This window comes from Rhodococcus sp. NPDC006774 (assembly GCF_040636045.1).
Lineage (GTDB): Bacteria > Actinomycetota > Actinomycetes > Mycobacteriales > Mycobacteriaceae > Rhodococcoides.
On sequence record NZ_JBEYIW010000007.1, the window covers coordinates 232,990 to 250,385 of the forward strand.

At 64.6% G+C, this 17,396-nt stretch carries 19 protein-coding genes; 12 read left to right on the forward strand and 7 right to left on the reverse strand.

Features of this window, described 5'->3' with window-relative positions; all coding sequences use genetic code 11:
- Positions 1-47 precede the first annotated feature (47 nt).
- Genes ABZ677_RS13665 through ABZ677_RS13675 form a run of 3 tightly spaced genes read left to right on the forward strand, consistent with a single transcriptional unit; the run spans position 48 to position 2,251 of the window.
- Entirely contained in the window at positions 48-1,091 is a 1,044-nt protein-coding gene (locus ABZ677_RS13665) for a hypothetical protein (RefSeq protein ID WP_358370104.1), read from the forward strand.
- 9 nt (positions 1,092-1,100) lie between these two features.
- Positions 1,101-1,790 carry a DUF998 domain-containing protein gene (locus ABZ677_RS13670; protein WP_358370106.1) on the forward strand — a complete coding sequence of 230 codons (690 nt, stop codon included), beginning with the start codon at positions 1,101-1,103 and terminating at the stop codon, positions 1,788-1,790.
- The gene (locus ABZ677_RS13675) at positions 1,766-2,251 is read left to right on the forward strand and encodes a GAF domain-containing protein (protein ID WP_358370108.1); all 486 of its coding nucleotides are present in this window, start codon (positions 1,766-1,768) and stop codon (positions 2,249-2,251) included. The genes ABZ677_RS13670 and ABZ677_RS13675 overlap by 25 nt, the downstream gene beginning before the upstream one ends.
- On the opposite strand, the gene ABZ677_RS13680 is transcribed toward ABZ677_RS13675, so the two are convergent.
- Positions 2,235-3,893, reverse strand: a complete 1,659-nt coding sequence (locus ABZ677_RS13680) for a dihydroxyacetone kinase family protein (protein ID WP_358370111.1) — start codon at positions 3,891-3,893, stop codon at positions 2,235-2,237. The genes ABZ677_RS13675 and ABZ677_RS13680 overlap by 17 nt on opposite strands.
- 65 nt (positions 3,894-3,958) lie before the next feature.
- On the opposite strand from ABZ677_RS13680, the gene ABZ677_RS13685 reads away from it, so the two are divergent.
- Positions 3,959-4,510: a YceI family protein gene (locus ABZ677_RS13685; RefSeq protein WP_094740772.1), complete on the forward strand. Its 552-nt coding sequence runs from the start codon at positions 3,959-3,961 to the stop codon at positions 4,508-4,510.
- 152 nt (positions 4,511-4,662) lie between these two features.
- Positions 4,663-5,280, forward strand: a complete 618-nt coding sequence (locus tag ABZ677_RS13690; RefSeq protein WP_082323533.1) for an SIMPL domain-containing protein — start codon at positions 4,663-4,665, stop codon at positions 5,278-5,280.
- Here ABZ677_RS13690 and ABZ677_RS13695 read toward each other — a convergent pair.
- The 4 genes from ABZ677_RS13695 to ABZ677_RS13710 all read right to left on the reverse strand — a co-directional run bounded on the left by ABZ677_RS13695 (position 5,277) and on the right by ABZ677_RS13710 (position 9,611).
- The gene (locus ABZ677_RS13695; protein ID WP_358370115.1) at positions 5,277-6,386 is read right to left on the reverse strand and encodes a CoA transferase; all 1,110 of its coding nucleotides are present in this window, start codon (positions 6,384-6,386) and stop codon (positions 5,277-5,279) included. The two genes, ABZ677_RS13690 and ABZ677_RS13695, sit on opposite strands and share 4 nt — an antisense overlap.
- A gap of 32 nt (positions 6,387-6,418) precedes the next feature.
- Entirely contained in the window at positions 6,419-7,060 is a 642-nt protein-coding gene (locus ABZ677_RS13700) for a TetR/AcrR family transcriptional regulator (protein ID WP_037187621.1), read from the reverse strand.
- Positions 7,061-7,114: 54 nt separating this feature from the next.
- Complete coding sequence (locus ABZ677_RS13705; protein WP_358370277.1) at positions 7,115-8,482, reverse strand: lipase family protein; 1,368 nt, start codon at positions 8,480-8,482, stop codon at positions 7,115-7,117.
- 247 nt (positions 8,483-8,729) lie between these two features.
- Positions 8,730-9,611 (reverse strand): class III extradiol ring-cleavage dioxygenase, encoded by an 882-nt coding sequence (locus tag ABZ677_RS13710; RefSeq protein WP_358370118.1) that lies wholly within the window; start codon positions 9,609-9,611, stop codon positions 8,730-8,732.
- A gap of 307 nt (positions 9,612-9,918) precedes the next feature.
- On the opposite strand from ABZ677_RS13710, the gene ABZ677_RS13715 reads away from it, so the two are divergent.
- A complete protein-coding gene (locus tag ABZ677_RS13715) occupies positions 9,919-10,320 on the forward strand; it encodes a GAF domain-containing protein (protein ID WP_358370120.1) in 402 nt (133 codons plus the stop codon).
- Here ABZ677_RS13715 and ABZ677_RS13720 read toward each other — a convergent pair.
- Positions 10,292-10,501 (reverse strand): hypothetical protein, encoded by a 210-nt coding sequence (locus tag ABZ677_RS13720; protein ID WP_358370123.1) that lies wholly within the window; start codon positions 10,499-10,501, stop codon positions 10,292-10,294. The two genes, ABZ677_RS13715 and ABZ677_RS13720, sit on opposite strands and share 29 nt — an antisense overlap.
- A gap of 94 nt (positions 10,502-10,595) precedes the next feature.
- Here ABZ677_RS13720 and ABZ677_RS13725 point away from each other — a divergent pair, with 94 nt between their 5' ends.
- The 4 genes from ABZ677_RS13725 (at position 10,596) to fahA (ending at position 14,372) form a co-directional block, all read left to right on the forward strand.
- Positions 10,596-11,123 carry a MarR family transcriptional regulator gene (locus tag ABZ677_RS13725; protein WP_037187611.1) on the forward strand — a complete coding sequence of 176 codons (528 nt, stop codon included), beginning with the start codon at positions 10,596-10,598 and terminating at the stop codon, positions 11,121-11,123.
- A 72-nt stretch (positions 11,124-11,195) separates the two neighbouring features.
- Entirely contained in the window at positions 11,196-12,389 is a 1,194-nt protein-coding gene (locus tag ABZ677_RS13730; protein WP_358370126.1) for a homogentisate 1,2-dioxygenase domain-containing protein, read from the forward strand.
- Positions 12,386-13,174 carry a hypothetical protein gene (locus tag ABZ677_RS13735; protein WP_358370128.1) on the forward strand — a complete coding sequence of 263 codons (789 nt, stop codon included), beginning with the start codon at positions 12,386-12,388 and terminating at the stop codon, positions 13,172-13,174. Before ABZ677_RS13730 ends, ABZ677_RS13735 begins: the two co-directional genes overlap by 4 nt.
- A gap of 31 nt (positions 13,175-13,205) precedes the next feature.
- On the forward strand, positions 13,206-14,372 hold the full coding sequence (fahA, locus tag ABZ677_RS13740; protein ID WP_358370131.1) for a fumarylacetoacetase: 1,167 nt from the start codon (positions 13,206-13,208) through the stop codon (positions 14,370-14,372).
- Between the two features lie 9 nt (positions 14,373-14,381).
- Here fahA and ABZ677_RS13745 read toward each other — a convergent pair whose 3' ends face one another.
- The gene (locus ABZ677_RS13745; protein WP_037154768.1) at positions 14,382-15,038 is read right to left on the reverse strand and encodes a helix-turn-helix domain-containing protein; all 657 of its coding nucleotides are present in this window, start codon (positions 15,036-15,038) and stop codon (positions 14,382-14,384) included.
- Positions 15,039-15,240: 202 nt separating this feature from the next.
- Between ABZ677_RS13745 and ABZ677_RS13750 the strand changes: the two genes are divergently transcribed.
- Both ABZ677_RS13750 and ABZ677_RS13755 read left to right on the forward strand, forming a co-directional pair.
- Positions 15,241-16,464: a CaiB/BaiF CoA-transferase family protein gene (locus ABZ677_RS13750; protein WP_358370134.1), complete on the forward strand. Its 1,224-nt coding sequence runs from the start codon at positions 15,241-15,243 to the stop codon at positions 16,462-16,464.
- Position 16,465: 1 nt separating this feature from the next.
- Positions 16,466-17,341 (forward strand): hydroxymethylglutaryl-CoA lyase, encoded by an 876-nt coding sequence (locus ABZ677_RS13755; RefSeq protein ID WP_094609225.1) that lies wholly within the window; start codon positions 16,466-16,468, stop codon positions 17,339-17,341.
- Positions 17,342-17,396 lie beyond the last annotated feature (55 nt).

Below are 17,396 nucleotides of genomic sequence, written 5' to 3' on the forward strand. Positions count from 1 at the left end.
CCGCGCGTCCAACCCCATGATCGGTTGATTCGAGTTCGGGGGAAACTGTGCGTAGAAATTGGTTGCTCGCGGCAGTGGCGCTGGCGATGTCGGTATCGACGAGTGGATGCGCGGTGGTGTTGCTCGGCAATGCTCTCCCCGTAGGCAGTTCGTCGCCGCAGAACAAGTACGGATTCAAGATGTCGGAGGCAGACCGATATCTCGCCGACTCGGCGGAATTCGTCCGGAGTCTCGACCCCTGCGGTTTTCTCGCCGAGGACGATCTCGCCGCCCTCGGCACAGTCGTGCAGCTCCGCCCCGATGGCGAATTGAGCACGTGCTCGGCCACCCTGAGACCTGCGACATCGAGCGCCACCGACGCCGTCTCCATCGATCTGAACGCGTATCGGCCGACGTCCGACGACCCGGGGACCGAGCAGGTCACGATCGGTGGCGAACAGGTGTATCTCGACAACTCGGCGCAAGGGTCGTGCCGCATCAGCTTTCCGCTTCGCGGGGAGTTCGACGGTGCCACCGCGGGGGCGATGGACGGTTACCTCACCGAATCCGGTCGTAGTTTCGCCGCGATCGAGGTGTCCCGCAGTGTGGGAGACGCGTGCACCGCAGCGACATCCGTTACCGAGACCGCACTCGGTCTGTTGGACGATCCACCACTGCGCGCCGAGTCCAGGTACAACCTTCCACTTGCCATGAAAGACCTGTGCGCCGTCCTGGAGCACTTGCCCGCAACCTGGACGGTGGCGCGCTGGAACCCTGCGTCCGATCCGTACCGTTGTCATTTCACGGCGTCCTCGGCAACATTCGCGGACAGCCTGGCGATGCTCGACGTCTCGCTCGGCTACGTCGACGGCGACATGCGTTCGACGGACCGCGAGCCCGTCCAGCAGGGCGGCTACACCGTCGAAACACGCGATTCCGATTCGTCGTGCTTCGCGGACATCGTGTTGGGCAACCCCGTGCTCGGCATGCCCGAGAAAGACGACACTGCCGCGCGATATGCCCGCACGGTCCCCACATTGACCGTCCTGACCGACCACTGCGACTCCGCGGTCGCACTGGCGGTGGCAACTGCCGATGTACTGACTGGCTAGCCTTGGTCGGTGCGTTCGAGAACTGAAGGCGTGGATATCCGCCGGGTCGTAGTGGCGATCTGCTTGATCCTCGCCGGACTGCTGTACTCCGCGTGGGTGGCCGAGTTCTTTCTCGATACCGGCCTGGACCCGACCACCTCGTTCCTCAGCGAACTCGACGCCCGCGATCAGCCGTACCGCGAGTTCTTCTCCACCGCAGACGTCGTCACGGGTTCACTGATGATCTTCGCCGCGGTTCTCGGCTTCCTGGCAACCCCGCGTCGACGGCTCGTCGTCACCGGCTGGGTCGCGTCGGGCATCTTCGGTATCGCCACCATCGCCGACGCAAAACTTCCCCTCGAGTGTGTCGCTGCCGACGATCCGAGTTGCCCGATCGAACCCAGCGGGCTCTTCCCGCAACTCCATCATCTTCACGCACTCACCAGCACCATCGCGGTGTTCGCGATCTTCACCGTCATGGTTGCGTTCACGCTGGCCGCGTTCCGCTACCGGCTGTACCCGCTCCTTCGGACGCTGGGCCTTGCCGTCCTGATCCTCACGACGCTGGCCACCGCGTGGCTGTTGATCGCCGACAATCTGCCCGGTCAGTACGGTCTCGGCATCGCGCAACGGATTCAAGTGGGCGGCATGTCGGCGTATCTGGTGGTGCTGGGATGTGCGCTTAGACTCGGCGCATGTCCTTCACCGCGACCGAACTGAACGGATCCAAGGTAGAGCAGTACCAGCAGCTCACCGAGCAGGCCCGCGGCCTGGTATACGAAGAGTCGAATCTGATCGCGAACGCCGCCAATCTCTCTGCGTTGGTCTATCACGCTCTGCCCGAGGTCAATTGGGTCGGCTTCTACCTGTACGACGGCACCGAACTGGTGGTCGGGCCGTTTCAGGGTCAACCGGCCTGCGTGCGCATCGCCCTGAGCAAGGGTGTTTGCGGTGCGGCCGCGACCACCCGTGAGACGCAGCGCGTCTCTGACGTCCATGCCTTCCCGGGCCACATCGCGTGCGATGCCAATACTCGCTCCGAGGTCGTCGTACCGCTGTACCAGGGTGAAACGCTGATCGGTGTGTTCGATCTGGACAGCCCTGTCCCCGACCGCTTCGACGCCGACGATCAGGCCGGCCTCGAAGCGATCGCGGCGGTTTTTCTCAACTCTCTGGGGTAGAACCAGCTGCCGCCTCGAAGAACCAGGCCATGACCAGCGCACCGGGGTCGACGACGCCGCGCGCGGCCTCACCGACGTAGCTGGCGCGGCCGCGGTTTGCGGTGATGTCCTTCGTCGATTCGGCTCCGGTCTTCGCCGCGTCGGCAGCGTCCTGCAAGGTGCCGCCGTCCTTCTCGAGCGCGTCGACGGCCGGGGCGATGGCGTCGACCATCGTCTTGTCGCCCACCCGTGCGCCACCGAGTTCGGTGATGCTGTCCAGCCCGGCCCGGGCGGCCTGCCCGATGGCCGCGAGATCCGGCTCGGATTCGAGCATCGTCCGGTAGAACTGGCGGAACCAGATGCCGAACAGCGCGCCGGACGTACCGCCCGCATGGCCGAGGTAGGCCTCACTTACCGCCTCGAATACCGTTGCTGCCGAGTAGGTTTCCTTGACGGCGTCCAGATCGAGCTGTTCGAGGGCCGCCACCATGTTGGTTCCGAAATCGCCGTCGCCTGCCTTGCGGTCCAGGTCGGTCAAGGCCGGTTCCTCGTCGAGTACCCGCTGCGCCCACGTCCCGATCCATGTCGAGGCGAACGCCGAAACCTCTCCGGAGTCCGAGGGCTCGAAGGAGGGCCCGAAGCCTCCGCGTTCGCCCACCGGCTTCGCACCACGGCTCTGGGCGTTGGGCCAACCGGGCGCGTCGGTCGGCGCGTCCCAGAGTTCGAGCATCTCGTCGTCGGCGCGCACGAGGGTGATCGAGGCTCCGCCCATGTTGAGCGCGGTGACGAAGCTGCCGACGAGCGAGCGGGATATCTCGATCCCTTTGCCGTGCAGATACTCCGAGAGTTCACCGAACAGCAGGTGCAGCTCCAGCGGGTGCGTTGCCCCGAGCCCGTTGACCACGGCGATCACCGATTCGCCCGAGTTCAATCCGAGCGAGTCCACGATGGGATCGGTCAGTTTCGCGACGATCTCCTGAGCAGGCAGCCGGGGCACGCGGTCGGTGCCGCGTTCTCCGTGGATGCCGATGCCGAGTTCGATCTCTTCCCTGGGCAACTCGAAGGACGGTTCGTCCGCTCCCGGCAGTGTGGGCGGGTTCAGCGCCACCGCCATGCTGCGTGCGTTCTCCGCGGTTCGACGCCCCAGTGCGACGACCGCCTGCAGACTGTCGCCGCGTTCTGCCGCTGCACCGCATACCTTTTCGACGACGATGGTCGCCGCGGTGCCGCGGCGTCCCGGGCCGTCCTCGCTCTCGCTGGCCACGTCGTCGTCGACGAGAACGACATCGGCGGCAATGCCGTCCTCCTGCAACAACTCCCGGGCGATCTTGAAGTTCATCACGTCACCGGTGTAGTTCTTCACGATGTGCAGCACTCCGCCGCCGGAGTCCACGGCCTTGGATGCCTCGTGTACCTGGAGAGCGTTGGGTGAGGTGAAGACCAGGCCCGGGCACGCGCCGGTGAGCATGCCGCGACCGATGAAGCCGGCATGCAGCGGCTCGTGCCCCGATCCCCCACCGGACAGCAGGGCGACCTGGCCGTCGGAGATGCGGTAGCGGCGGGTGAGATAGCCGGGATCGGCGTGCCAGGTGACGTCGTCGGTGGCGGCGACGAAACCGCGGAGGGCGTCGGCGACGAATGTTCGAGGGGAATTGGAGAACATAACTCCACCCTAACCACCTGCGCCGCGTCCCTTCGTCGGTTCTGCGAGACGGATACAGTCGGGGCATGACTACCGAGACCTGGACGCTCGACGCATCGCACGGCGGGCAGCTGGCTGTCCGGACGGATGTCACAGGAAAAGCATCCAAGATGGGGCATCGCCTCACGATCGCGGTGAACTCCTGGTCTGCGACCGTCGAGTGGTCCGGGGGCGCTCCCGCCGCGGTTTCCCTGACCGCCGAGGTGAGATCGATCGAGGTGGTCCACGGTGAGGGCGGACTGACGCCCTTGATCGGACCGGAGAAGATCGTGGCGAAAGCCAACGCGCTCAAGAGCTTCGACGCCGACCGATACCCGTCGATTCAGTTCCGTTCGGCGGAGATCACCGCCGTCGACGCCGGATTTCGGCTGTCCGGCACGGCGGAGATCCACGGCGTTTCGAGGGAGATCACCGTGGATGTGGACGTCACGGACCTCGGCGATCGATGGCACATCGCGTCCGAAACTGCTGTGCGTCAATCGGATTACAAGATCACTCCGTATTCGCAGATGTTCGGAGCAATGAAGGTGGTCGACGAGGTCACCGTGACGTTCGACGCCGAATATCGCAAGCCCTGAGCCTTTCCAATTCACCTGCAATGGTGGACACTACGGCGGTGAGTCGAAATCGATGGATGATCGGATCGTGTGTACCGGCCCTGCTGCTGACCGTAGGCCTGACTGCGGGCTGTAGCAGTCCAGCCTCGACGTCTCCCGATGGACCTCCCGGAGTGAACGTCAACGGCGTGGGAGAGGTCCAGGGCGCACCGGATACGTTGACGACCCAGATCGGGGTTCAGGCCACGGCCGAGGACGTCACCGCCGCCATCGAACAGGCGAACGCGGCCGTCAGCGAGGTCACGGACGCCGTGATCGCAGCCGGCGTCGCTCGCGAGGACATCCAGACCCAACAGGTGTCGATCGATCCGCAGTACTCGGGCGCACTGCCGGGCGGCACCTCCGACATCTCCGGATACCAGGCCACCAACACCCTGCAGGTCACGGTTCGGGACCTGTCGAAGGCCTCCGCAGTGTTGGGCGACGCCACAACGGCCGGCGGAAACGCGACCCGCATCTCCGGGGTCTCCTTCAAGATCGACGACGATTCCGAGCTGATCTCCGATGCCAGGTCCAGGGCGTTCGCCGATGCCCGCGATCGCGCCGAGCAGTACGCGACGCTCGCAGGCGGAGAACTCGGCGACGTTCTGTCGATCACGGAGTCGATCACCGGCCAGGAGCAACCGAGGTCGTTCGCCGATTCCGCCAGTTCGTTCGACACGGCGGTGCCCATCGAACCGGGACAACAGACCGTCAGCGTGTCCGTGTCGGTGAAGTGGGCGTTGAACTAAGCCCCGGCGGGCGGTGGCAAGCGGTAGTTCACCGGAGTGGCCGAGAAGTCCAGCGGATTACGGACGCCGTCGGCCACTGAACCCGGAACCTGCACTCGCGGTTCGAGACCGAGTGATTCCGCGAACGCGAACGCCTCCTCGATGGAGTTGACCGGCCCCGCGGGGACGTTGCGGGCCATGAGTTCTCGATACCATTCGTCGGCCGTACGTGATCGCAAAGCCGAGTTGAGGATGTCGACCAACTGATCTCGATGTTCGACGCGCAGAGAGTTGGACGAGAACCGCTCGTCCAGAGCCAATTTCGGGATCCCCAGCACGTCGGTCAGCGAGGAGAATTGCCGGTCGTTGCCCACGGCCAATGCCAACGGACGATCGGCGGTCTCGAACACCTCGTACGGCACCAATGAGGGATGCTTGTTGCCCATCGGGACCGGCACGACGCCGGCCCCCAGATAGGCCGACGACTGATTGCTCAACGCAGACAGCACCGACGCCATCAGTGAGGTGTGTACCTGTTGGCCTGCACCGGTGTTCGACCGATGATGCAGTGCCGCAAGGATTCCGCTGAGCGCGTGCAGTCCGGTGACGATGTCGACCATCGCCACTCCCACCTTGGTGGGCGTCTGGGCGTCGGCCCCGGTGACGCTCATCAGCCCGCCGACGGCTTGGACCACCAGATCGTAACCGGGGAGCGCGGCTCCGCCACCGGTACCGAAGCCGGTGATGGAGCAGTAGATCAGACCGGGATTGCTCTGCGAGAGCGTCGAGTACCCCAGGCCGAGGCGGTCCATCGCGCCGGCTCGGAAGTTCTCGATCAGAATGTCTGCACCCGAGACGATCTCGAGCGCCTCGGCTACGCCGCTCTCGGACTGCAGGTCGATGAACCGAGACGTCTTGTTGCGATTGACCGAGTTGAAATATGTTGCGGTGCCAGCGGAATCGTACGGTGGTCCCCACGATCGGGTGTCGTCACCGGTTTGGGGCCTTTCGATCTTGACGACCTCGGCGCCCATGTCGCCGAGCATCATCGTCGCGTACGGGCCGGCGAGCACACGAGAGAAATCCGCGACGACGAGGCCTGCGAGTGGACCGGTGGCATGCGTCATCGGTCCACTGTATTTGCGCGACAGGCTGCAGTTCAGTTCAGGTCGGGAACGAACGCTCCGAGGACGGCGACCATCGTCTCCACGATGAGTTCGATGGGTGGGCGGGGCGGAACGGTGCGGGACCAGTCGGAGACGATCTCGGTGAGGGCACCGAGGAATGCTGTTGCGGCCAAACGGTATCCGCCGGGCGGAACGAAGTCGGACCCGATTTCGGCGCGCAGGGTGGCCTCGAAGAACTCCACCCACTGTGCACGACGGCGCGTCCGGTGCTGTTCGACGGCATCGCTGACACCCAGCATTTCCAGATACGAGATCCGCGCGCGGCGCGGATCACCCCCGATCGATCCCACCAAGGCCGTCATCGCAGCGGCGACGAGCGCGCGGCGATCTCGGTCGACGTGACCGTCGAGTGCGGCGACGACCGCAGCCAGCGCATCGTCTTGGATCAGGTCGTACACATCCACGAGCAGCGCCTCACGGTTGGCGAACTCGGCGTAGAACTGACTGCGCGCCAGACCGGCTGCCGCGCAGATATCCGCTACCGAGGTGGCTGCGTAGCCGCGTACCCCGATGACCTCGATCCCGGCGTGCAAGAACCGTGCGCGGCGATCGGCTCTTCGCGCGGCAGACGATTGTCCGGCGTACATGCGGCCCTGATCGTCGGCGACAGTCACCGGCGGAGTCTACCGCCGGTGACGCCGTCGCCTTCCGTGCGCCGATCGGTTCCCTCACGCCCCGATCGGCTTACCGAACAGTCCGGCGATTATCTCGCCTACAGCGTCGACGAAGAGCGGGTGTGCACTCGTGTCGAGCGCCATCGAACCGACGTCGTTCGTTCGGCAACCGGGTTCCACCGGAACACCGGCAAAGCGATCGCGCATCCACAACACCGCGCTCGGAAAAGCGATCAACTCCAGGGTGATGTGCTCACTGAAATGGTCGCGGGTGTACGTGATATCGGCGCCCGGACGGCTGCAATACGAATCGACCATCGCGTTGACCGGTCCGATCGGCACCAGCCAGTCCGGGTTGGAGTGGTAGACGTAGAGCGGCATGTTCGGTGTGGTGCCGCCGAGCTGCATCGCGGACAGCGCCTTCTTCACCACTGGTTGTTGGATCGGGTCACCCTCGGTGTGCAGGAAGCCCTTCAGGTTGACGAACGGCAGCAGCGCCGAGCTGTAACCGACGCAGAGATTGTCCTTGGCCGCGAACAACGCCCGGCCGAGCGGATCGATGTGTTCGTCGATGAAATCGGCCAACTCGGGATCTTCACGACTGGCACCGATGATTCCCGCAGCGACGATTCCCGAGCCGAGTGTGTTGTTGGCGTTGTCCACCAAAGCCCCGAGTTCAGCGGGGGTTCCGCCCTCGGTGACTCCGACGATGTCGAGCTCAGGGGCGTAGCGTTCGGCCAGTTCGGCTGCGTGGCCGGTGGCTATCGCGCCACCGGAGTAGCCGCTCATCCCCACCTTGGTGGCCTCCCCGGCCAACTGCATGGGCGCGAAGTTCTCGGCGGCTCGGATTCCGTCGAGTGTGATCCGCCCGGCGACCGGCCCTGCGGCGAACGAGTTGTTCGGACCTTGATGATCGGGTACCGATACCGCCCAGCCCTGCGCCAACGCTGCTTGCACCTCGAGGAATTGAGCACCCGACGTCACCGCGCCTGTGACCGGCCAGGGAATCGCACCCGCACGCATCGCATACGAGGGCGCGCAGTAGGCGGCGAGAGAATCCTCGGCCAACTGAATGGAGATCAAGGGCCGCGATGCCGCGGGGACGCCACGGGGTTTGATGACCGTGGTCACCGCTGCGATCGGCTCGTCGCGACCGTTGTTGGACCGGAAGGACAACTGCCACGCGTCGACCTGCGTGGGGATGACGTTGAGAGTGGCCAGTTCGACCGGCCGTGCCGCGATGATCTGGCCCGGCGCGGTCGCGGCCACCACGTCGGCGGGCGGAAGGTAGAAGTCGGTGTCGAATTCCGGGATCTTCGGCCACGTGAACGGTGCCAGAGGCGGCTGGATTTCCACATCAGGCGAATCAGGTGCAGCAGCAGCGGGCGTCGCCATGGCGGCGAAAACCGCTGCGGCGGTCATCACGCTGATCGCTGTACGCAGGGTCCAAGATCGGGCAGAAGACACGGGTGTACTCCTTCGCGCCGGAGGACGGGATCCACAGGAGGCGCGCCCGGCGACGGTTCGTACAGCGCATCCACGCATCTTGGACACCGATGTCCGAGATGGTGTTCAGAACTGTAGAGCGAAGTGGCGTGGATAACAATGCCCGAATCGAGAAAGATTCAGAAGTGAGCCGATTCCAGCTTCAACCGATCGCCTCTCCTGGTCAGGCGACCGCGAACGACCTCTTCGCCAAGCCGAACTGGAAGCCGGTGATGGCAGTGGTCACGGGTGCTTCCGGGTTCTCGGCCGCGCCGAGGGTGACGAACAGCGGCGTGAAGTGTTCGACGGTCGGGTGCGCATACGGCATTCCCGGTGCAGCGCTCCGGAAGTCCGCAAGCGTGTTGACGTCACCACGCGCCAACGCGTCGGCGGCCCACAGATCGAAGTCCTCCGACCAGGTCGGCACGGTGTTGGTGACGAAGTTCTCGCGCGAGAGGAACGGCAACCCGTGCGTCATGAAACCCGAACCGATGACCAACACTCCCTCGGCTCGAAGCTCTTTCAGCGCAGCGCCTATCGCCATCAGCCGGTCGGGAGCATGCGTCGGCAGGCTCAACTGGAGAACGGGGACGTCGGCATACGGGTACATCACCTTGAGCGGAACCCAGGCACCGTGATCGAGTCCGCGAGAGGTGTGTCGGTGCAGATTTTCCGACGCCGGGATTGCCGCGGCCACCCGTGCGGCCAGCACCTCTGCGTCGGGCGTCCGGTATTCCATCGAGAAGTAGCGCTGGGCGAAACCGCCGAAGTCGTAGACCAGCGGAGTCGCAGCCGCCGACGCGGACAGGCTCAGCGGGGCCTCCTCCCAGTGCGCGCTGACGATGAGGATCGCCTTCGGCTTGGGCATCGACTGCGACCACGTGAAGAGTTCGTTCATCCAGAGGGCGTCATCGAAAACCGGCGGTGCGCCGTGGCTGACGTACAGGGCGGGCATCGGACCGTCGCTCGGAGTCCACATCTGCTGTGACCGGCTCGCGGGTGCGGTATCGGCGAGAAATGCGTCGAACGCTGCTCCCGCGACGGGCGGGTTGATCACAGATGTCATGGCGGGTCCTTCGAGTGTTTACTTGAAGCTTCAAGTTACCACTCGAGTCGATTCATGACAACGCCACCTCGCGGGTAGACCTCGATCGCCGGTGACCTCAGCGTCCACTATTCGTGCCTGGAAACCTTTTCCCGTTTGTGGGAGCGAATTGTGGACACTCACGTCAGTGCCGTGAGGCGTCGACGCACCGTATCGATGATGCGGTCCACCACGTCTGCGAGGTTGCTACCGCTACACCCAGCGTCCCGAGATCATCGGGCAACAGACCATACGGTATGTAAACCCCTCGGGGCCTAGGCTCGGCTGCATGCCGGACGCCGTCTATCGCGCACCCATGCCGGGCGGCGTCGAGCGTGCCCTCACCTATGGTCTCTGCGGAATGTCGGCCGACGACGAACGCTCACTACGACGCGTCGAACGCTTCGAGCAGGTACCCGACGGATCGTGGATCTGGACGCGAACCGAGCGTGGGGAGTATTTTCTCGGCCGCATCTCCGGACCTATGCGTGAAGATCGCAGCGCCGACGCGGTGGCGTCGAACATGATGTTCGTGCGGGACTGCGAGTGGACGAGCGAACCCGTTCCCGAGCGCGAGGTTCCCGCGGCGACACTGCAGACCTTCGCGCGCGGTGGCCGCAATTTTCAGCAGACCCACGACCCGCGGGTCGGTGCGGAGTCGGCTAGCGTGTGGCGAGCCCGAGGTCGTTGACCTGGGGATCTACCTGCACGACGGAGTAGCCCTGAATCTCGAACTTGTTCTCGCCCTCGGGCGGTCCGAGGACGGCACGGACGATCAGCGTTGCGGCGGCAGCGACGAGTGCGATCACGATGACCACTGCTGCCACGATCAGCAGGGTCCGTGGGCCACCGAACAGGTTCTTCGAGCTCATGGGTCCATCATGACCCCTGCGGGATGAGACACGAATCGCGCGTACGGAAGTAATAAAGGTGTTGATCAGATGAGTTCATGGCTACAGTGAATCGGTGACCGATTCACCCGAGCCCGACTTCTGGTCGTTCATCGAGACCGCCAACACCACGCTGGCCCGGGACTACGGGTTCGAGCATCAGCTGGCGACCGAGGTGCTGCTGACCCTCAACCGGGCGTCGAACATCGTCACCTACGACCTCGAAGCGACGGTTCATCGCCCGCGAGGCTGGTCGTGGTCGTCGTTTCGGCTGATGTTCGTCACGTGGTTGTCGGGCCCGATCGAGCCCAAGCGGGCGGCCGAGCTGACGGGTATGAGCCGCGCGGCCGTATCCAACCTGTCCAAGACCCTCATCGCCGGCGGACTGCTCGCCAGCACTCCCGACGAGAAGGACGGGCGTTCGGTGCGCCTCGCCCTCACCGCCCAGGGGCACGACGAGATGGTCGAGGCGTTTGCCGAACAGAACGAACGAGAGAACGCGTGGGCCAGCGCGCTCACCGAACCCGAGCAGCGGATCCTGGTGATGCTGTTGACCAAACTCATCACCCACCGCAGCCAATTCGACGTCCGGGGACGCAACTGAGGGTTGCGTAGATCACGTAAAAATAGTTAATGTATTTACTACAAGCGGTGAACACAGCACAGGAGCGATGACGTGGCCTATTACCGGCAGCTCGGATCGGTACCGCCGAAGCGGCACACCCAGCACCGAACTCCCGACGGCAACCTCTACTTCGAGGAACTGATGGGCGAGGAGGGCTTCTCGTCGGACTCGTCTCTGCTCTATCACCGCCACATTCCGTCGGCCATCGTCGACGCCACGGTCTGGGATCTGCCCGACCAGACAACGACCCCGAATCACCCACTGATGCCGCGGCACTTGAAGTTGCACGAGCTGTTTCCGGACTCCGTCGTCGCCGACACCGACGTCGTCACCGGTCGCCGGCTCGTCCTCGGCAACGCCGATGTCCGACTCTCCTACGTCGTCGCATCGAAAACCTCACCGCTGTATCGCAATTCGATCGGCGACGAGATGGTCTACATCGAATCCGGTTCAGCCACCGTCGAAACCGTGTTCGGAACCCTCGAGACGCGGCAGGGCGACTACGTGCTCATTCCGCGTGCCACGACGCACCGCTGGATTCCCGACGGCACCCTGCGCGCCTACGCCATGGAGGCCAATAGTCACATTGCACCGCCCAAGCGCTTTCTGTCCAAGTACGGCCAGCTGCTCGAGAACGCTCCCTACTGCGAACGTGACCTCCGCGGCCCCACCGAGCCTCTACTGGCCGACGGCAGCGACGTCGAAGTGCTTGTCAAACACCGTGGTTCGACGGGCATCGTCGGAACCCGATACGTCTACCCCAACCACCCGTTCGACGTGGTGGGGTGGGATGGCTGCCTGTACCCGTACACATTCAACATCTCCGACTACGAGCCGATCACCGGCCGGGTGCATCAACCGCCACCGGCACACCAGGCTTTCGAGGGGTCCAATTTCGTGATCTGCAATTTTGTTCCACGCAAGGTCGATTACCACCCATTGGCCATTCCGGTGCCGTACTACCACTCCAACGTCGACTCCGACGAGATCATGTTCTACGTCGGCGGCGACTACGAGGCCCGCAAGGGCTCGGGCATCGGGCAAGGCTCGATCTCGGTGCACCCGGGCGGTCACGCTCACGGACCGCAACCCGGTGCCTACGAACGCAGTATCGGTGCCGAGTTCTTCGACGAGCTGGCCGTCATGGTCGACACGTTCCGCCCCCTCGAACTCGGCGAAGGCGCTCTCGCATGCGAGGACACCGGGTACGCCTGGACCTGGGCCGGCCGGGGACCGAACCGATGATCCCGAAGTTCTTCCATCGCCTGTGCGACGACGCCGCAGTCTTCCCTCCCGGCAACGCGCCTGTCGATGTTGCTGTGGCACAACACCTCGCATACCGGGCCAGTTCTTTCGCAGAGCTCGTCGGCCCGTTGGTCGTGCCGATGGACCGGGTGAACGAGCTCGACCTGGGTGCTCGGATGGAGGTGGCGTTGACCGCGCCTGCCGGCCCGGGCAGTGTGGAGGCAGGCCTGCGGGACGCCGACCGTACAGCCGGGGTGACGGTTGTCGCCGTCGAAGTGGCAGTCCCCGAAGGCACGAACATCGACGCCCTGCGCACCATCACTCAGGACATCGACATCTATGTCGAGATTCCTCGAGACTCCCGAAAAGACGACATCTTCGACGCCGTCGACGAGTTCGGGTACCGTGCCAAATTCAGGACCGGCGGCGTCACGGCCGACCAGTATCCGGACGAGCAGGAACTCGCCGCGTCCATCTACGAGGCGGCACGGCGCGAGGTCCACTTCAAAGCCACCGCGGGTCTGCACCATGCCGCCCGTAACACCGACCCCCACAACGGGTTCGAGCAACACGGTTTCCTCAACGTGATCCTCGCAGCTCAGGCCGCACACAGCGGCGCTCGCGTCGGTGAGCTCGAGAAGATACTGGCGATTCGAGATGCAGACGTCCTCGCCGGGCTCGTCGCCGGGATCGAGGGACAGCGTGCATTCGCCTCCTTCGGCACCTGCAGCATCCGTGAACCCCTGGACGATCTCGTCCGCCTCGGACTCGTCCCACCTCAGTGAACCCCATCCCCGTACATCAGGAGCGCCGCTCATGACGCACATCGACATCCCCGCCGATTCCGAGTTCGGAATCGACAACCTTCCGTACGGCATTGTCAGCACTCCGGGCACGGACGCTCGTGTCGGAGTCCGCTACGGCGACAACGTGATCGACCTGTATGCAGCTCTGGGTGACGCAGACTTCGCGTCGACGAGCCTGAATGCGTTCATGGCCCGCGGACGCAGTCGGTGGGCGGAGGTCCGCTCGTCGGTCACCGACATGCTCACCGGTGGCACGACCCCCGCGGAAGCAATCGTGCCCGTTTCCGATGTCACGATGCATCTCCCCTTCGAGGTGGCCGACTACGTCGACTTCTACGCCTCCGAGCATCACGCGTCCAATCTCGGCCGGCTCTTCCGGCCCGATGCCGAACCGCTGCTACCGAATTGGAAGCACCTACCCGTCGCGTATCACGGTCGGGCCGGCACGGTTGTCGCCTCCGGCACCGACATCAAGAGGCCTTCCGGACAACGCAAGGCACCCGACGAGTCGATGCCCACGTTCGGGCCGAGTCGGCGACTGGACATCGAAGCCGAGATGGGCTTCGTCGTCGGCGTACCGTCGGACGGTCCCATCTCGCCGGATAGGTTCTCCGAGCACGTGTTCGGTGCCGTCATCGTCAACGACTGGTCGGCTCGCGACATTCAGGCCTGGGAGTACGTCCCACTCGGGCCCAACCTCGGTAAGAGTTTCGCGACGTCCATCTCGCCCTGGGTGGTGCCCTTGCTCGCATTGGAGCACGCGCGAACCTCGACGCCGGTGCAAGACCCCGAGCCGCTCGAGTACCTCCGCGAATCCCGTTCCTGGGCTCTCGATATCGACCTGACGGTCTCGTGGAACGGTCAGGTCGTATCCCGTCCACCGTACAGTGCGATGTACTGGTCGCCGGCTCAGATGCTCGCGCACGAGACCGTCAACGGCGCACGCAGCCGAACCGGTGACCTGTTCGCGTCTGGCACCATCTCGGGACCGGAGAAGAATCAACGCGGCGCATTCATCGAACTGACCTGGGGCGGAAAAGAACCGGTGTCACTCGGCGCGGAGACTCGCACCTTCCTCGAAGACGGCGACGAGGTCGTCATCGCTGCGAGTGCTCCAGGCGCGAACGGTGCCCGTATCGGATTCGGTGAGGTCCGCGGCCGCATCGTGTCGGCCTGACCCGCCCCCCTACCACTCCGGCCGGACCACGAGGGACTGCTCGATCTCCGACGCGGCATCGCACACGGCTTGCCCCCAGAGAAGCCCTGCAGTCGTGGGTACCCGCTCGATCGGGCCTGCCACACAGACGGCCGCAACGATGCGTCCGTCCCGGCGGACCGGGGCGCTCACCGACGTCAGCCCCGGCGTGCGCTCCGATCTCGACTCCCACCAGCCGCGTTCCCGACTCTCCTCGTCGGCGTCGAAGTCCCCGGCCAGTACGTGGCCGGCCGAACCGGCACCGAGTGGAAGTAACGCGCCCGCAGGCAACGAGGCTCGCAACTCTTGCCGAGAATCCTCCGACACCAGACACAGCCGATTCGAGCCTCGCACTACCCACAACTGTGCAGACTCACCGGTGTCTTCCCGCACCCGACGAAGAATCGGTACCGAGAGGTCGACGAGCGAGGACGTCCCGAAGCGGTCGCCGGGATGCAACAGACCTCCGTCCCCGCGGCGCAACATCGAGTGCTTCGCCATGTCTCCCACCAGGCGGTAGACCGTGGATGCCGACAGGCCGAGCCGATTTGCGAGGTCACTGGTGGTCTGCGGGCTTGCCTCGACTGCGTCGAGGATTGCGGCCGCGCGAGCCAGCACGCCCGTGGTGTCGGTGTTGTTCGCCGTCACTGCTCGACCTCCGCCATCGAATGCACCATTCTCACCCTTCGATTGTGTCAGCCGACCCGAGCGTCGGTTTGCGATAGTTCGAATCACAGTGGTTGCGAAACGTGATCCACCGCACTATGGTCATTCCTACCAGGAGCGAATGCAATTATCAAATAATGATAATCACGCGATCCCGCCTCCACATCCTCAGGAGTGACGTCAGGTGCACACCGACAACCAGAACGGCCCGTTACACGGAATACGTGTCATCGAACTGGGCAACTTCATCGCCGCACCGTTCGCCAGCCGCCTTTTTGCGGACTTCGGTGCCGAGGTGATCAAGATCGAGCGCCCCGGCGTCGGCGACGAGCTTCGCGGCTGGCGCCGAAACCGCGGAGACACGTCGATGATGTTTCGCACGATAGCCCGCAACAAGCACTCGGTCACGGTCGATCTACGTACCGATGAGGGCCGCGACCTTGCGCTGAAGTTGGTCGAGACTGCCGATGTCGTCGTGGAGAACTTCCGTCCCGGCACTCTCGAGCGTTGGGGTCTGGGGCCCGACCGCCTGCAGGAGGCCAATCCCGACGTGGTTCTGGTGCGGATCTCGGGGTACGGCCAAACCGGGCCTCATCGCGACCGAGCCGGGTTCGGCGGGGTCGCAGAGGCATTCGGCGGGCTGCGCCACGTCACCGGACACGCCGATCGCGAGCCGGTGCGGGCGGCTGCGCCCGTCGGAGACGTCCTGGCCGGGTTGCATGGAGCCGTGGGAGCTCTGGTGATGTTGTTGGCACGTGAACGCAGCGGAGATCACTCTCGGCCGAAGGTGGCCGACGTCGCGCTGTACGAGGCCGTCTTCATGGCGATGGAGTCACTGGTTCCGGACTACGACGCGTACGGTGCCGTTCGCCAGCGGACCGCGGGCAACTTGCCCGGCGTGGTCCCCAGTGGGATCTATCCGACCTCGGACGGAAGCGTCATGATCGCGGGCAATTCGAGCAGCGTGTTCGGACGGCTCATGACGGCCGTGGACCGGCCGGACCTTGCCGACGACTCCGATCTGGCCGACGGCGTCGGGCGGTTCGAGCGTGAGACCGAACTCGACGGTGCCATTTCTGCATGGACCGGCGCACGCCCGACGAGCGTGGTCGTCGGCGAGCTAGGTGCCGCAGGCGTTCCCGTCGGAGAGGTGTTCGACGCCGCTCAGATCGCCGAGGACGAGCACTATCTCGCACGCGGGATGGTGCAGGCGCTGAAAGTCTCCATCGAACCGGGCAGCACCGAGGAAGTGCGTTTTCCCGGGGTGGTTCCGCGCTTCGGCGATACCACCACGACCGTCAAGTGGGCCGGCCCGGATCTGGGCGAGCACACCGACGATGTCCTCGGCCGCACACTCGGTCTCACCGAAGAACAGCTCGACGACCTCCGCGCGCGGAAGGTCATCTGACATGCCACGCGTACACATCACCGACGTCTATCTCCGCGACGGTTTGCAGGACGAGAAGTGCATCGTCCCCACAGAGGACAAGCTCGCCGTACTCGACGCCACCCTTGCGTCGGGAATTACGTCCCTCGAGATCGCGTCGTTCGTTTCGGCCACCAGAGTGCCGCAGATGGCCGACGCCGAGGAGGTCATCTCACGCGCGCCCCGTCGAGACGGAACCCGTTACAGTGCACTGACATTGAACGGCCGAGGCGTCCATCGCGCCGCAGAGACGGACATAGACGTGATCCAGATCGTCACGTCGGCCAGTGAGGGGCACAGCCGCGCCAACGCCGGCCGATCCCCCGACGACGCGCTACGGGACCTGAGTTCCGCCGTCTCGACGTATCCGGACCGCTCGTTCATCGGCGGTGTCAGTACCGCGTTCGTGTGTCCGTTCGACGGCGTCATCACGCCCGAGCGGCTCGTCGAGGTGTGTGAACGAATGGCCGACACCGGCGTATCGAGCCTCGGTCTGGCGGATACTCTGGGGATCGCCACCACCGATCAGGTACTGACCGGTGTCGACGCCGTCCGAACAGCCCTGCCCGAGTTGACAATCAGCCTCCATCTGCACAACGCTCACGATCAGGCCCTCGAAACAGCAGTACGTGCCGTACTCGACCTCGAGATCGAACACTTCGACAGCGCACTTGCCGGCTACGGCGGTTGCCCCTTCGCGCCCGGCGCACACGGGAACCTTGCGACTGAGCAGCTCGTGGAAGCATTCCATCGTGCCGGAATCGACACCGGAATCGACCCTGTATCTCTGGGCACCGCGGCCGATCTGGCTCGCGATGTCGTCGCGAGAGCGCAACCTCTTTCCACCGCCACACACTGATTTCGTTGGGCAACCAGCCCACACCCGCCGCGCTCCCCGCGGCTCACCTCATCCC

Coding starts and splice junctions, on each gene's coding strand:
- ABZ677_RS13675 (WP_358370108.1), top strand. CDS start 1,766: ATGTCCTTCACCGCGACCGAACTGAACGGATCCAAGGTAGAGCAGTAC.
- ABZ677_RS13680 (WP_358370111.1), bottom strand. CDS start 3,893: ATGTTCTCCAATTCCCCTCGAACATTCGTCGCCGACGCCCTCCGCGGT.
- ABZ677_RS13685 (WP_094740772.1), top strand. CDS start 3,959: ATGACTACCGAGACCTGGACGCTCGACGCATCGCACGGCGGGCAGCTG.
- ABZ677_RS13695 (WP_358370115.1), bottom strand. CDS start 6,386: ATGACGCATGCCACCGGTCCACTCGCAGGCCTCGTCGTCGCGGATTTC.
- ABZ677_RS13705 (WP_358370277.1), bottom strand. CDS start 8,482: ATGACCGCCGCAGCGGTTTTCGCCGCCATGGCGACGCCCGCTGCTGCT.
- ABZ677_RS13710 (WP_358370118.1), bottom strand. CDS start 9,611: ATGACATCTGTGATCAACCCGCCCGTCGCGGGAGCAGCGTTCGACGCA.
- ABZ677_RS13715 (WP_358370120.1), top strand. CDS start 9,919: ATGCCGGACGCCGTCTATCGCGCACCCATGCCGGGCGGCGTCGAGCGT.
- ABZ677_RS13720 (WP_358370123.1), bottom strand. CDS start 10,501: ATGAGCTCGAAGAACCTGTTCGGTGGCCCACGGACCCTGCTGATCGTG.
- ABZ677_RS13735 (WP_358370128.1), top strand. CDS start 12,386: ATGATCCCGAAGTTCTTCCATCGCCTGTGCGACGACGCCGCAGTCTTC.
- fahA (WP_358370131.1), top strand. CDS start 13,206: ATGACGCACATCGACATCCCCGCCGATTCCGAGTTCGGAATCGACAAC.
- ABZ677_RS13755 (WP_094609225.1), top strand. CDS start 16,466: ATGCCACGCGTACACATCACCGACGTCTATCTCCGCGACGGTTTGCAG.